The sequence below is a fragment of the Kocuria sp. SM24M-10 genome, assembly GCF_001027955.1.
Classification (GTDB): Bacteria; Actinomycetota; Actinomycetes; order Actinomycetales; family Micrococcaceae; genus Kocuria; species Kocuria oceani.
Genome location: NZ_LDNX01000059.1, coordinates 1 through 12,048 on the forward strand (window position 1 = coordinate 1; position 12,048 = coordinate 12,048).

Sequence of the window (12,048 nt, forward strand, 5' to 3'; positions counted from 1 at the left end):
GAGCCCTGCGGGTGGTGATAGGTCCGGTACACCCCCGTCCCACGGATTTCGTAGTCCGGCAAAGAGTGCGAGCCCTGCGGGTGGTGATAGGTCCGGTACAGGTTCATCGATTCTTCCTCTCGTGGTCAGTTCTCGCGGCGGACATGCAGGAGGGTGTAGCCCTTGGGGATGGACGCCAACAGTTTCTCGCGGGCGTCGGTGTAGTCCTGACCTTCTGCGGAGACTTCTTCGGTCGTGTCGGGGCGGATAGTGCCGACGATCTTCATATGCGTGTCCTTGGTTTTGGTGTTAGAGGTGAGCGCAGTGGGCGGCTTCGACGGCTTGGAGGTGCAGCCGATCGGCGGCGGCGGCCGCTTGGCGGGCGGGGTCGCCGTCGTCGGGGTCGTCGTGTTCTTGGGTGGCTTCTTCGGCGGCGTGCATCTGGTCGTCGTGGTAGCCGGACAGTGCCTCGGTGAGCAGCTGATAGGTGCTCGGCTCCAGGGTGATGCTGACTTGGCCGGCACTATGGGCGGCTTCGATGGTGCGGCGCAGCTCCTCGGCGTGCAGGACCTCGTGCAGCAAGGTCATGCGGTCCTCGGTGGTGGGGGCGAACTGTGTTTGACGGGTGAGGAGCTCCTGATGGGCCGCGTGCTGCTCTAGGGCCTCGGTCAGCACCTCATAGGTGGTGGAGTCCAGCTGATAGGTGAGAGTGGGCTCGACGCTCATGGTGTTCCCTTCGACGGGCGTGGCCCCGCTAGGAGTCAGGGGCGGGGCGTTCGGATGATGAGCTGGGAGACGCGCTGCTGGCCGATCCCCAGTAGTGCGGCGATCGCTTTCTGGCTCATGCCGTTCCTGCTCAGAGCCGTGACGGCTTCTCGCGCTTCCTGGGCTGCTTCTTCGGTGAGCTTGCGCGCCTGTTCGGCCTTGTCCTGAGACTGCTTCCAGCTGCTCAGGGCGGCAGCTTGGGCGTCGGTGAGTTCTTGGCTCATTCAGGAGGTCCTTTCGGAAGGGCGCGGGAGCCGGCGGGATCGGTAATCCCAGCGTAGGCCGGGGTCGGACCCCGGCCGGTTGGGCCTAGGCCGGGGTGATGTAGAGAACGACGTCGGCGGAGTGGGTGTCGTCGGCGGCCACGAGCACGGTCCAGCGGGCCGGCCCGAGGTGGCCGGTGTGGATTGTCCAGGTGGTGCCCACGCTCAGCCGGTGATGTTTGCCGATCAGAGCCTCCAGGGTGGCGCTGAGGGCTTCCATGACAGCCGCGGTGCCCTGGGTGGGCTCCTGGTCCTCGGAGAGGGCGCACGCGCGGTCGTGGGCGTCTGCGGCCATGACGACGCGGAACCCTGGACGCACTCCGGCAGCCTGGGCCGCTGCGGTGACCTCGACCGGGGCGCATGTGGCGGGGGTGTAGGTGATGGACATGGCTGGGGTCCTTCCTGGGGGCGGGGGTGGCCTCGGGTGCCGGCGGGCGGGGGCGTGTATCCCGGAGGGATGCTGCTGCCGGCGACGGGAGGGGCGGTCCGCTGGTGCTGGCGGGCTGCCCCTCTGATGTTCAGGTGCTCAGCGTCCGGGCCAGGCCCATCAGCTTGTCGGGGCGGTATCCGCTCCAGTGGTCCACCACGGCGCCGTGGTCGTCCTCGATCACGGTCACCGGGGCGCGTTGGTGGCCGAGGTTCTTCACGTAGTCCAGGGACGCCGGGACGGTGGCCAGGCTGACCGGCGCGTAGGGGATGCGCTTACGGTCCATCGCTTGGGCTGCGGCGGTGCAGTCGGTGCAGTGGGGGGCGGTGTAGAGGGTCACGGTAGCCATTGGGGCCTCCTGCTCGGTGCTGGGGGGAAAGTGCCGGGGAAGGGCGGGGGCCCTCCCCCGGCACGGGGTCGGCTGGTCAGCTGGTGGGCTCGGTGTCCTCGTCGGCCTCGATGGGGTCCAGGGCTTCGGTGAGGGTGTGCGTAGCGCGCAGGACGTTTGCGGCGGTGGCCTTGATGGTCTCGGGGTCGGTCTTGCTCCACCCGGCGACGTAGCCCACGGAGTAGGCGGCGGTGTCCAGGCCGAAAATTCCAGCGACGATGTAGGCCACGGACTCGGCCTCGGTCTCCTTGATGCCACGGTGGGCGATGTATTCGGCGTGGTCCTCATCGGCGTGCAGGAGGACGTGGGCGGCCTCGTGGATCGCGGTCTTGGCGGCCTGGGCGTCGGAGACGTTGGCCTCCACGACGACGCGGCGGGTGCCGTCGGTGGTGGTGTAGCCGTTGGTCTCCCCCGGGATGGGCTCGCGGGTGACGGTCCAGCCGATGCCCTCCAGGTAGGCGGCGGTGCGGGCGTACAGGTCAGCGTCGTCGGAGCCCTCCAGGCGGCGGGCCGGGTGAGCCGGGGCCGCCACGCCTTCAATGGGGTCGGTCTGGGAAATGTCGAACACGGAGAGGATCGGAAAAATGGTGATCTTCTTCTCCTCGTCCTCTCCGGTCTGCTCGTTCTTCTCGGTGACCTTCTTGGAGCTGTAGCCAAAAATCTTGATGGACTTCTCGCCCTTGCGCACCTGGCGGCCCTTGGCCTGCCACTGACGGAAGCCAGCGACCTGGGTCGCGTGCGGGCACTGGGCGGTGATCAGCAGGACGTTGTTGATGCTGAAATTGTGGAAGCTGGCGGCGTAGTCCAGGAACTTCTGCCACTCCCCCGAGGTCGCCAGAGCCTCGACCTGGTTGGTCAGCTTCTCGTGCAGGGCCTTTGCCTCGGCCTGGCGCTGTTCGGCGGTCTTGCGGGTCTTGGTCTTGGTGGTCATTATTTTTCCCTTTCCTTGGTGGTCTTTCTTATAGTTCTATACTAGTCCCTCCGCGTAAATGTGGCAAGTCTTTTTTCTGGTTTTACTGGTATTTTGGTGGCGCGCGGCCGGTATTTATTTGGCTTTTAGGCGCGGGGCGCCCCGCGCCCCAGGATGCGCGCCGGGGGTCCCTTTGGCGCTTTGGGACGGGTGTGTGCTGGGTGTTGGCCCTGAGCCTTTTCGGAGGTCTCCACGCGCCGCCAGTAGCTCGGTACGCGGCCCCGGCCGGGCACCTCATCCCGTCGTCTGTCCTTGGAAGAAAGAACCCGGCCCACTGCCGCTGGTGCAGCCGGAGAACCGCAGGCCGGCGACCATGGGAAACGCTCCGCTGCTTTTTCGGTGGCGGCCGCGAATGGATGAAGGCCGACCCGTAACTACTCGGGTCGGCCTTCGCCCAGGTGCCTTTTATGTGTCATCGTGCCTTTATGACAAATAGGCACGGTGACACATAGGCATGGTGCTGCAAATTGCTCACTGGCTGCGTGGACGTCCTGGGCTGAGCACCCCGGGTCCGGTGAACTCCTCGACGCCGTACTTGGTGTGCAGGTCATCAAGGGACGTGGTGAGCAGTCCGGTGATCCAGTCGGACCAGGAAATGCCGGGGCCGGCGTCGATGACGTAGGCCCTTTTCAGCTCGGTGAGCAGAGGTTTCGGCACCGTCACGCGGAGACGGTCGCGCTGCTCGACGGCTGCTGTGGACTGCGGCGGCGTTTCGGGTTGGGGTGCAGGTTCAGGCGCCGGCGCGGGCGTCTCCTGCTCTGGTGCTGTGGGCGCGATAGGGTCCGCACCGCTGCGACGGCGCCGGGAGGCTTTGGGGGCGTGCTGGGTCGGCATCGGTGAATCTCCTAGGCGGTGAGGGTCCGGTAGTGACGGTCATAGAGCTCTGCGATTGGCTTGGCGTCAGCACCCATTTGACTCAGGGACACTCCGGCCTGAATGGCCCGGCTGATAATGACGCGCTGCGGCACCGGAGGGTCCAGCACTAGGTCCCCGAATTGTTCGGCCAGGGATAGCCTCCAGTGCCGGTCTTCAATGACGTTGGATCGCCATTTATTGACCAGCACCGCAGAAAGCGTCACGGGCACGTGGTAATGCTGGCGGACCCGAGCCACGCTTTCCTCGATTTCCACGAGTGCATCAGCAGAGAAAAGGGTGGGCTCGGTAACGGCCAGGACCCGATCGGCGGCTGCCAATGCGGCCAAGGTGAGGGCTCCGATATTGGGCGGGCAGTCGATGAGCACGACGTCATAGCCGGCGGCGACCTCGCTGGCCTGAATGGCCTCGTGCAGCAGTTTCACCCTGGCGGGGGTGCGCGGATTCTGGGTGAGGTCCCGCTCGACGGCAGCAAGGTCCCGATCCACGGTGGGAGCCAGGTCTAGCCCGGACCATGCGGTGGACACGATGACGTCGGCAAGTGGAACGGGCCCATCTTCGGTGAGCACGTCGGCGGTGATGGGCTGGCCTTCGGGTATCTCCTGGTCATAGAGAGTCCGGGTGAGATTGCCTTGGGGGTCCAGGTCGATAGCGAGGACTCGGGCGCCGGCGCGGCTGCCGGCGTGGGCGAGGTTGGCGGTAGTCGTTGTCTTACCGACTCCGCCCTTCTGTTGAGCTACTGCGATGGTGAGCGGAGGAGTCACGCCAGAACCACCTTTCCAATTGCGCCTTTATGACCTATAGGCATGGTGCCTATGTGCCCTTCCCTTCCCACCTTATGTCATCGTGCCTTTATGGCATATAGGCACGGGGTGTTGGGTGTTCTACGGTTCGCACGCTGGAAGGAGGCTGTCCACGACGGCCGGGGTCAGAGGTGAGGTTGCAACGGAAGGGGGCTGGCCGTTGTGGACAGGCGGGGTGCTGGGTCCCGGTGCCCATGTGGGCACGGGGGTACGGACCGTATCCACGGTGGCGCGGTTGGTCATGGGTGCTCAGCTGACCGTGCGCAGCTCTGCCCAGTCGGTGGTGTAGCTAGGAGAAAGGTCGGCCTGCCGATTGCGCCAGGGGGCAGGGGAGTTGGTGCCGAGTCTCCCCAGCGCAAGGGTGGCAGTGCCAAAGCGACGGTTCACGGCGTCGATCAACTCACCGAGGGGTGCTGGTTGTTCGATGACGCCGGGCAGGACGGGCACGGCCCCCTCGGGGGCGAGGTCTGTGCAGAGGATGCCGGCGCGCATGTAGGACATCCCGTGCACCAGCTTGGGCACCAGGGCCGCCCGGGCCGCGGCCACCAGGGGAGCGGGTTCATTGGTGGGCACGGCCAGATGCACGTGCGTAGAGACGTTGTGTGCGGGCCCGGGCCGGTGCGGGGAGGTGCTCGCGAACACTGTGAAGCGCCCGGTGACCTCGCCTTCCTTCCGGAGCCGGCGGGAGGCTCGCTGGGCGAACTCGGCCACCGCGGCTCCGACGATCTCGGGGTCCCAGATGGGGTCCGGGAAGGACCGGGAGACCAGGATCTGCTGCTTGGTCGCGACCTCGTCCTCCACCGGGATGGCGGGGAAACCGTTGAGCTCCAGCACGGTGCGCATCTGCACCACGGAGAACGTGTTCCGGATGGCCACCGGGTCGGCATCGCGCAGGTCGGCGATGGTCTCGATGCCCATCGCCTCCAGCCGCTGGGCCAGCCGCCCGGCGATCCCCCAGACCTCGGTGACCGGCAGGGCCGCCAGGAGTCGGTCCCAGTACCCCTCGGGGGCCTGGTCCCAGTGGACGACTCCACCGGTGGCGGGCAGCTTTTTGGCGGTCTCGGCGGCGATCTTGGCCCGCGTCTTCGAGCTGGCGATCCCGATGCTCACGGGCAGCCCGACGTTGCGGGCCACCGTGGCTTTTAACCGGCGCGCCCACCGCACTTGCTCCTCGGGTGTGCCCTCCGGGGGGAGGAGGAAGCACTCGTCGATGGAGTACACCTCCTGACCCCTCGCGTGGCGGGCCAACAGCAGCATCACCCGCTCCGACAGGTCCGCATACAGCTGGTAGTTGGAGGACCGCTTTTCCAGCCCCCAGCGTTGGGCGTCGGCGCGCAGTTGGAACCAGGGGTCGCCCATCTTGATGCCCAGGGCCTTGGCCTCGGGGGAGCGGGCGACGACGCAGCCGTCGTTGTTGGAGAGCACCACCAGCGGCTTGCCGGCCAGGGAGGGCTCGAAGAGGGCCTCGCAGGAGGCATAGAAATTGTTGACGTCCACCAGGGCAATCACGGGTCATCACCTTGTCTGGCCCGGCTAGTGCAGTTTCCGGGAGTGGACGTGGTGGATCGAGTAGGTCACCACACCCCATACCTGGAGCTGGGTCATCGAGGGAATCGTGATGTCGGGATAAGCGGGGTTCTCGGCGTGGAGGACCACGCCGTGGTCGTGGACGTGGAGGCGTTTGACGGTGAACTCGTCGTCGTAGACGGCGATCACCACATCACCGTGTTTGGGGGTGATGGATCGGTCCACGAGGATTTCGTCGCCGTGGTAGATCCCTGCTCCTTCCATGGAGTCTCCGGTGACCCGGAATGCGTAGGTGGAGGTGACGTCTCTGATCAGGACCTCGTTGAGGTCGATCCGGCCGTCGTCGAAGCTGTCCTGGGCAGGGGAGGGGAAGCCAGCCGGGACTCGGACCAGGACCGCAGAGACCAGCGCGGGGCGGTCAATGGTGAGCGGTACTGGGTGTGTCATGCCGCCAGGATAGAACACTTATTCTAAAGCTCAGTCCATAAACACAATAGACCCGTACAAATATACGGTTTGACTGGTGTCGATGCTGCGGATTCTCCCGGTCCGACCGGACACGCCAAGGGGGACCGGCTACGGCGCCGAGGCGGCGCCGGCGGCTTGGTTTTGGCCGGCGGCGATCTGGGCGGCCCAGCGTTGCCGGAACGGCCGGCGGGGGCCAGGCACGGGAGAGGACGCCGGGGCGGTGTGGGCGGTCGCGCAGTGGGGGGGTGCCGGCAACCAGAGTGATCTGCGATGCCGCAGGTGGGGCCCCGCCATGGGATTCAGCGGGGCCCCGTGCGTCCATGAAGCGGCCAAGCCTGGACGCACATCGATGAGGGCACCTGCCTGCCGGTGGATTGTCTTTCACGTCCAGCAGGTTCCAGGCGGCGCATCGACGTAGCCAGGGTAGGAGCCGGAACTGGGTCTTACCTAGACACCGAGCACCGCAGCAAACAACCACCTACTCCTCTCACGGCGGGCAGTTCCGCCTAGTTGGTGGTGTAGCTGGGGGAGGGCATCAAGGCAAACCTCAATGAATACTGCGCCCCGAATGGCAACGCTTCCTAGAGGGCCAGATGTCCACTGTTGCTCTCGGGGTGGTGGATTACGGTTATCCGCGGCGTTCTTGGGAGCGTCGGGCGAGCTCGTCGAGGTCGATGTCACCGGCCACGTAGCGGTCGGTGTCGGCCATGGCCGCCGGGGTGGGGGCGAGGTCTTCCAGCACCGCATGGTGCCAGCTCATCTCTGCGGCCAGCACGTGCTGGAGCTGTTCGCGGGCATCGGTGGCTTCGGACTTCCGTTTGCTGAGGAGGGTGTCCACCGGGGGGCCGACCATGGCGCCTAGCGCGGCCGTGGTCACGGCGACACCTATGACCAGGACCCCCAGCGCCCCCAAGGCATGGGCGGTTCCTTGCCGCGCGTGGAATGCACGACTCTTCCGCTTTTGTCGTTGTCGCATCAGCAAAAGGGTACGGGAGTGCGTTTCCCGGATCGAAACGCGGCTCATGCCTGGTGTTTGTCCACCGTTCAACTGAACCGATTCGTCTCGTGCTTCCATCGACGGCCTTCCGAGGTGCGGTGGTCACGGGAGTAGACGACTGCCAGCACGGGGAGGACACTGGGCGTCGGTGAAAGGCATCTCACCCGAAAGGCCGGGGCTCGTCCCCGGTCTTTCGGGTGCCGTGAGGGCCGCTGCTGTGGTCCCGGTGGACTCCCTCAGCGGGTGCCTGGCTTAAAAGGGGGCGGGCCCTGCCTAGTCGAGGGGGCGGCAGGGCCCGTCCGATGCCCGCACGGGGGAGGTGGCGGAACATCGTCGATCAGCATCTACTCCTGTGGCACGCAGGAATACGTCCATCTGCGGCAGGAGTACTGGCCGTTGCTGATCGATGTCCCCAGGGTAGGACACGTGTGCGTTCGTGTACGTGGTGCGGTGGAAGGTGAAGTCGTGTGTCGGCCGGCGCTAGGTGGGGTAGGGAGCCGCCGGGGAGCACTCCGGCGGGTCCCTGGTAGGCAGGTTCGGCCATGGGAGGGGTCCTGTGCTGGGGGCGGGATCAAGCTAGCGGTGCGGCGGCGCGGCCGGCTGCGATCTGGGTGGCCCAGCGTTGCCGGAACGGCCGGCGGGGGCCCGGGGCGGGAGAGGACGCGGGGAGGGCCGCGGCGGCCGCTGTGCGGGCTGCGTAGCGTTCGGCGGCCGCGCGTGCTGCTGCGCGGCGCTGGGCGGCCTCGGCGGCGATCCGCTGGTCGCGGGACCGCAGGGGGGTGCCGTCGGGGTGGGTCCAGGCGCGCATCCGGGCGGCCAGCCAGGCGGCGGGGTTGTCGATGCCTTCCACGGTGAGGAAGCCGTAGCGGGTGCCCTGAGGGGTCCAGTCCAGGGCGGTGAGCACGTCGGCGATGGTCCATCCGGCTTCGAAGAACGGCTTGCACACGCTGGTGACGTGGGCGGTGGTGAGCTGGCGCAGCACGATGGCCTCGTGCTGGAGTTCCAGGGCAGCCGCCCGCTGAGTCTCCTTCCGCGCCCGACGGGTCACCCGCCCTGTCAAAGGCTCCGTCGTCGCATGACGGGGCCACAGCGGGGCTGTACGACGACTCAGGGCCGCGACCACCTCGCGCCGCTGCGCGGCGCGCTTTCGGGTCGGTCGCGGCGTAGCCGCGTCCTTCGGGGAAAGTTCTTCGCGCGCGTGCGGGGAGAGATTCTCCCACTTCGTGGGGACCGGGGTGTCAGTTATCTCCACAGGCTCACCTGCCGGCTGGACGGTGTTGTGGATGAGCGCGTAGACGGGGGCCTCTCCGCGGGTGCGGCCGGTGGCGGCCGGGGTGCGCCCCGCGCTGCGGCCGGTGGCCACCACGGCCAGCAGCCCGCACTCGCGCAGGTGACGGATCACCCGGGCCACGGTGGAGCGGGAGCGGTCGATCTTCTCCGCGACCCAGTCCCAGGTTGTGCGCCAGGTGCGCGAGGCGGGGTCCTGCTGGCGGCAGATGATCTCCACCACGGCCAGCAGATTCGCCCGGGCATCGGCGCGCAACTGCTCGAGGCCGGCATGCTCCAGAACGGCCCGGCGCCAGGCGGCAACGTGCTTGGCAAGCTGGCAACCCGTGGGCACCGCCCGCAGCACGACCGCCCTGGAACGCTCCTGCTCCACCCGCACACGGCGGGCGTGAGAGAGGAACTTGTGGGCGGACGGGTGCTCGTCCTGGTCAGCGGCAAACGTCACGTCGGCAGCACGGAGCTGGGAGGACTCCACATGGTGACGCGTCTCAGCTACACTAGGGGGCACAACAGTCCCCTGGTGATGGGTTCATTGCTAGGTCTCATTCAGTTAGCTGTTGAACCAGCTGTCCCCGGTCGCCAAACTAGCGACAGCTGATTGACTTCGACGGCCCGCCCACCACGGCGGGCCGTCAGTCATTTAATGGTCAAGAGGTAGTTGGTCCTTCTCCTGGTTCTGCCGCTCGTCAATTACGTTCGGCAGCCCATAATCACGATCAACCAGAGCACCCACATAGTCAGCCTGGGACAGGCCCAGCGCAGCTGCCCGCTCCGCCACACGGCGGTGCTGAGCAGGCTTAACGCGCATGTTGAGTGCGACGCGCTGCCCGAACAGCTTGGGGGGTGTGTACTCCTTCATGCGCTCACCCTCTCACATAGCTTTTGCTAGCGCTAGAACGTCGAGGGGTGTGTCTTAGTTATGGCCGACTCATAGGTTCCATTAGCCAAGCCACTGGGTGAAGCCGAGCAGGGCCGGGGGCTTATCCCCTATGTCGGGGACAAAAAACAGGGGATATAGCCGGTTGCCCCTGCCCTTGCGCATTGCTTCCACCGCTGATCACGGCCGATGAAAGGCTGGCAGTGCACATTGGGAAGCAGTCGTTTGCATACATATCATCGCTGTAGGTGCCCCGGGAAGGTCCGCCGGACGACAAGGCCAGTAGCGCCTCAGGGAGATGTGTCGGAGTGGTGTGCCGCGATAGGTCAGAGCGTGTTTTGGTTCAGCAGATACGCGGTCCAGATATCCAGCAGCTCACGGGTCCTGTCCATATCCAGCGTGTGAAGTGTGGGGCGGCCCCTCCCGGGTTGCGGAGTGGACGTGATGACCCCTTGGCCTCGAAGGAGCTCCAGGTGCGGTCCCACGGTCCCTGAGGGCAGGCCGAGACGGGTGATGAGGTCTGGGCCGAGGAGGGGGCCCCGCGCGAGCTCGTGAATGATCGCGAGGCGCACGGTGTTTCCCAGGGCCACAGCGGCCGCATGTACTGCGTCGCTCTGACCGCGGGGTTGGATCGGGGCTGGCATGCGTCCCATTCTCCACTGTCCTCTCACTTAAACGGATACAGCGTGATGACGCACGCCGCGAATAAAACGGGTTACACTTTCCATAAAGGATAACCCTGAATGGTTGTTGATGGGACCGGAGGTTGGTGTGAGCGAGGAGTCCAAGGGCGGCGGTGGCCTGGTGACCGCGGTGACCGTGGGTGCGCTCTTGCTGACGGCGGTGCCGGTGGTCGGTGTGGCGGGTCTTGCGGTGCTGACGCAGACCCAGGCTTCGGCCGATGGTTGCGCCCCGGCCGCGGTGGTCTCCGGCGAAGAGTCAAAGGATGTGCTGATCAACGTTCCCACTGGTTGGGGCCCGTTGGTGGAGGCGGCCGCTGAGGAAGCGGGATTGCCGGTGAGTGTGGTCGCTGCCCAGCTCAAAGCCGAGTCCAACTGGGATCCCAACGCTGGTAGCTCTGCTGGGGCGCAGGGGGTCGCGCAGTTCATGCCTGATACCTGGGCCCGGTACGGCCAGGGTGGGGACGTCACTAATCCCGAGGATGCGATTCCGGCCTATGGGCGCTATATGGCTGCCCTGCGCGATGAGGTGAAGGACCTGGCCGGCGATGACGCGGACCAGCTGGTGCGCCTGATGCTGGCCGCTTACAACGCCGGCCCCGGTGCGGTGGCCCAGTACAAGGGGGTGCCGCCGTTCGCGGAGACCCAGAAGTACGTGACCACGATCCTCGACGGTGGGCAGGTGGAGTTCTCCGCGGATTGCGAGGTGCCCACCGGTGCCAAGGAGTGGGACGGGGATCTGGGCGACGGGGAGTGGACCACACCCCTGCCGGGCGGGAAGTTCACCTCCGGCTACGGGCGGCGCAACGTCCCGGGTCTGCCTGCCTGGGCGCAGGACCACGTGGGGGTGGATATTGCCACCCCCGGTACCGGCTCAGGTTCGGGAGGTCCGGTGATCGCGCCGACCGATCTGCGCATCACCGGGTTCAACAACGAGGACGGGTGCGTGATCGCCAAGGAGAACGGCGATGATCCCGATTTCGGGTTCGCCTTCTGCCACCTGAACTCCTATGCGGTGAAGAAGGGCCAGAAGCTCTCCCGTGGGGACGTGATCGGCACCGAGGGCAACCGGGCCGGTCTGGGAGCGGTGGCCACGCACCTGCACTTCGAGATTTACAAGCCGTCCGCCCCGGACGTCGTTTTCCCCTACGAGGGCTACAACATCGACCCTGAACCGATCCTCAAAGAGAAGGGAGCGTGGCCGAGATGATCCGCCACCGTCGCCGTCTGAGTGCTGTCCTGGTCCTGTGCGCCCTGCCCCTGGCGGGCTGCGGGGCGGGCGCTGAGCAGACGTCCCAGCAGGCCACCACCTCTCCCACGAGTGCGGCCGCTTCCGGCAGCACTGCCAGCACCCCTACTGTCCCGGCGACCCCGGCGGTGCCGGGGGATGGCACGTTCCCGGTGCCGGGGGATGCGGACCGGGCCGATGTGGAGTCCACCGCGCACACGGCCGCGCTGATGCTGCACTCCTGGGACACGGCCACCGACCGTACCGAGACGGCCGCGGCGATCCGCGCCAAGCCGTTGATGTCCGAGGAGTGGGCGGCCAATCAGATCGAGCCGCAGCGCAATTCCTCGCAGGGCGCCTGGTTGAAGCCCTCCGAGCACCGGGCCTACAGCGAGGCTCGGGCGGTGGCGGCGATCGGGGACGCGGCTCGGGACGTGGCACCGGATAAGCCTCGATCCACCGATGAGCTTGGGTGACAAGCGGGTGCCGTGACGCAGAAATGCCCCTCTGATCAGG

16 protein-coding genes are annotated in these 12,048 nt (G+C 66.6%); 2 read left to right on the top strand and 14 right to left on the bottom strand.

What is annotated here, in order from left to right:
* Positions 1-125: 125 nt before the first annotated feature.
* From ABL57_RS22645 to ABL57_RS23510, 14 genes are all read right to left on the bottom strand, one after another.
* Complete coding sequence (locus ABL57_RS22645; RefSeq protein ID WP_203225566.1) at positions 126-266, bottom strand: hypothetical protein; 141 nt, start codon at positions 264-266, stop codon at positions 126-128.
* Positions 267-288: 22 nt separating this feature from the next.
* Complete coding sequence (locus tag ABL57_RS07140) at positions 289-705, bottom strand: hypothetical protein (RefSeq protein WP_047802771.1); 417 nt, start codon at positions 703-705, stop codon at positions 289-291.
* Between the two features lie 35 nt (positions 706-740).
* Positions 741-968 (bottom strand): hypothetical protein, encoded by a 228-nt coding sequence (locus ABL57_RS07145; protein ID WP_047802772.1) that lies wholly within the window; start codon positions 966-968, stop codon positions 741-743.
* 85 nt (positions 969-1,053) lie between these two features.
* Positions 1,054-1,395: a hypothetical protein gene (locus ABL57_RS07150; protein WP_047802773.1), complete on the bottom strand. Its 342-nt coding sequence runs from the start codon at positions 1,393-1,395 to the stop codon at positions 1,054-1,056.
* A 130-nt stretch (positions 1,396-1,525) separates the two neighbouring features.
* A complete protein-coding gene (locus ABL57_RS07155) occupies positions 1,526-1,783 on the bottom strand; it encodes a glutaredoxin domain-containing protein (RefSeq protein ID WP_047802774.1) in 258 nt (85 codons plus the stop codon).
* Positions 1,784-1,859: 76 nt separating this feature from the next.
* Positions 1,860-2,753, bottom strand: coding sequence for an ArdC-like ssDNA-binding domain-containing protein (locus tag ABL57_RS07160; protein ID WP_047802775.1), 894 nt, complete (start codon positions 2,751-2,753; stop codon positions 1,860-1,862).
* 510 nt (positions 2,754-3,263) lie between these two features.
* Entirely contained in the window at positions 3,264-3,455 is a 192-nt protein-coding gene (locus ABL57_RS07165; protein WP_047802776.1) for a hypothetical protein, read from the bottom strand.
* A gap of 182 nt (positions 3,456-3,637) precedes the next feature.
* Positions 3,638-4,429, bottom strand: a complete 792-nt coding sequence (locus tag ABL57_RS07170) for a ParA family protein (RefSeq protein WP_047802777.1) — start codon at positions 4,427-4,429, stop codon at positions 3,638-3,640.
* 288 nt (positions 4,430-4,717) lie between these two features.
* Positions 4,718-5,977: a Y-family DNA polymerase gene (locus tag ABL57_RS07175; protein ID WP_047802778.1), complete on the bottom strand. Its 1,260-nt coding sequence runs from the start codon at positions 5,975-5,977 to the stop codon at positions 4,718-4,720.
* A gap of 24 nt (positions 5,978-6,001) precedes the next feature.
* Positions 6,002-6,442, bottom strand: coding sequence for a LexA family transcriptional regulator (locus ABL57_RS07180; protein ID WP_047802779.1), 441 nt, complete (start codon positions 6,440-6,442; stop codon positions 6,002-6,004).
* Between the two features lie 649 nt (positions 6,443-7,091).
* Positions 7,092-7,340 (bottom strand): hypothetical protein, encoded by a 249-nt coding sequence (locus ABL57_RS07185; protein ID WP_152683304.1) that lies wholly within the window; start codon positions 7,338-7,340, stop codon positions 7,092-7,094.
* 691 nt (positions 7,341-8,031) lie between these two features.
* The gene (locus tag ABL57_RS20660) at positions 8,032-9,192 is read right to left on the bottom strand and encodes a hypothetical protein (protein WP_152683305.1); all 1,161 of its coding nucleotides are present in this window, start codon (positions 9,190-9,192) and stop codon (positions 8,032-8,034) included.
* Between the two features lie 195 nt (positions 9,193-9,387).
* Positions 9,388-9,606 carry a hypothetical protein gene (locus ABL57_RS21180; protein WP_082157287.1) on the bottom strand — a complete coding sequence of 73 codons (219 nt, stop codon included), beginning with the start codon at positions 9,604-9,606 and terminating at the stop codon, positions 9,388-9,390.
* Positions 9,607-9,950: 344 nt separating this feature from the next.
* The gene (locus ABL57_RS23510) at positions 9,951-10,277 is read right to left on the bottom strand and encodes a winged helix-turn-helix domain-containing protein (RefSeq protein ID WP_047802781.1); all 327 of its coding nucleotides are present in this window, start codon (positions 10,275-10,277) and stop codon (positions 9,951-9,953) included.
* A 118-nt stretch (positions 10,278-10,395) separates the two neighbouring features.
* Between ABL57_RS23510 and ABL57_RS07200 the strand changes: the two genes are divergently transcribed.
* Together ABL57_RS07200 and ABL57_RS22650 are read left to right on the top strand one after the other, a co-directional pair.
* The gene (locus tag ABL57_RS07200; RefSeq protein WP_047802782.1) at positions 10,396-11,514 is read left to right on the top strand and encodes a transglycosylase SLT domain-containing protein; all 1,119 of its coding nucleotides are present in this window, start codon (positions 10,396-10,398) and stop codon (positions 11,512-11,514) included.
* Positions 11,502-12,008, top strand: coding sequence for a hypothetical protein (locus ABL57_RS22650; protein ID WP_203225568.1), 507 nt, complete (start codon positions 11,502-11,504; stop codon positions 12,006-12,008). The genes ABL57_RS07200 and ABL57_RS22650 overlap by 13 nt, the downstream gene beginning before the upstream one ends.
* Positions 12,009-12,048 lie beyond the last annotated feature (40 nt).

Bases quoted from the DNA above. Each gene is read 5' to 3' on its own strand.
- ABL57_RS23510 (WP_047802781.1), bottom strand. From the start codon at position 10,277: ATGGGACGCATGCCAGCCCCGATCCAACCCCGCGGTCAGAGCGACGCA.
- ABL57_RS07160 (WP_047802775.1), bottom strand. From the start codon at position 2,753: ATGACCACCAAGACCAAGACCCGCAAGACCGCCGAACAGCGCCAGGCC.
- ABL57_RS21180 (WP_082157287.1), bottom strand. From the start codon at position 9,606: ATGAAGGAGTACACACCCCCCAAGCTGTTCGGGCAGCGCGTCGCACTC.
- ABL57_RS07150 (WP_047802773.1), bottom strand. From the start codon at position 1,395: ATGTCCATCACCTACACCCCCGCCACATGCGCCCCGGTCGAGGTCACC.
- ABL57_RS07145 (WP_047802772.1), bottom strand. From the start codon at position 968: ATGAGCCAAGAACTCACCGACGCCCAAGCTGCCGCCCTGAGCAGCTGG.
- ABL57_RS22645 (WP_203225566.1), bottom strand. From the start codon at position 266: ATGAAGATCGTCGGCACTATCCGCCCCGACACGACCGAAGAAGTCTCC.
- ABL57_RS07155 (WP_047802774.1), bottom strand. From the start codon at position 1,783: ATGGCTACCGTGACCCTCTACACCGCCCCCCACTGCACCGACTGCACC.
- ABL57_RS07180 (WP_047802779.1), bottom strand. From the start codon at position 6,442: ATGACACACCCAGTACCGCTCACCATTGACCGCCCCGCGCTGGTCTCT.
- ABL57_RS07140 (WP_047802771.1), bottom strand. From the start codon at position 705: ATGAGCGTCGAGCCCACTCTCACCTATCAGCTGGACTCCACCACCTAT.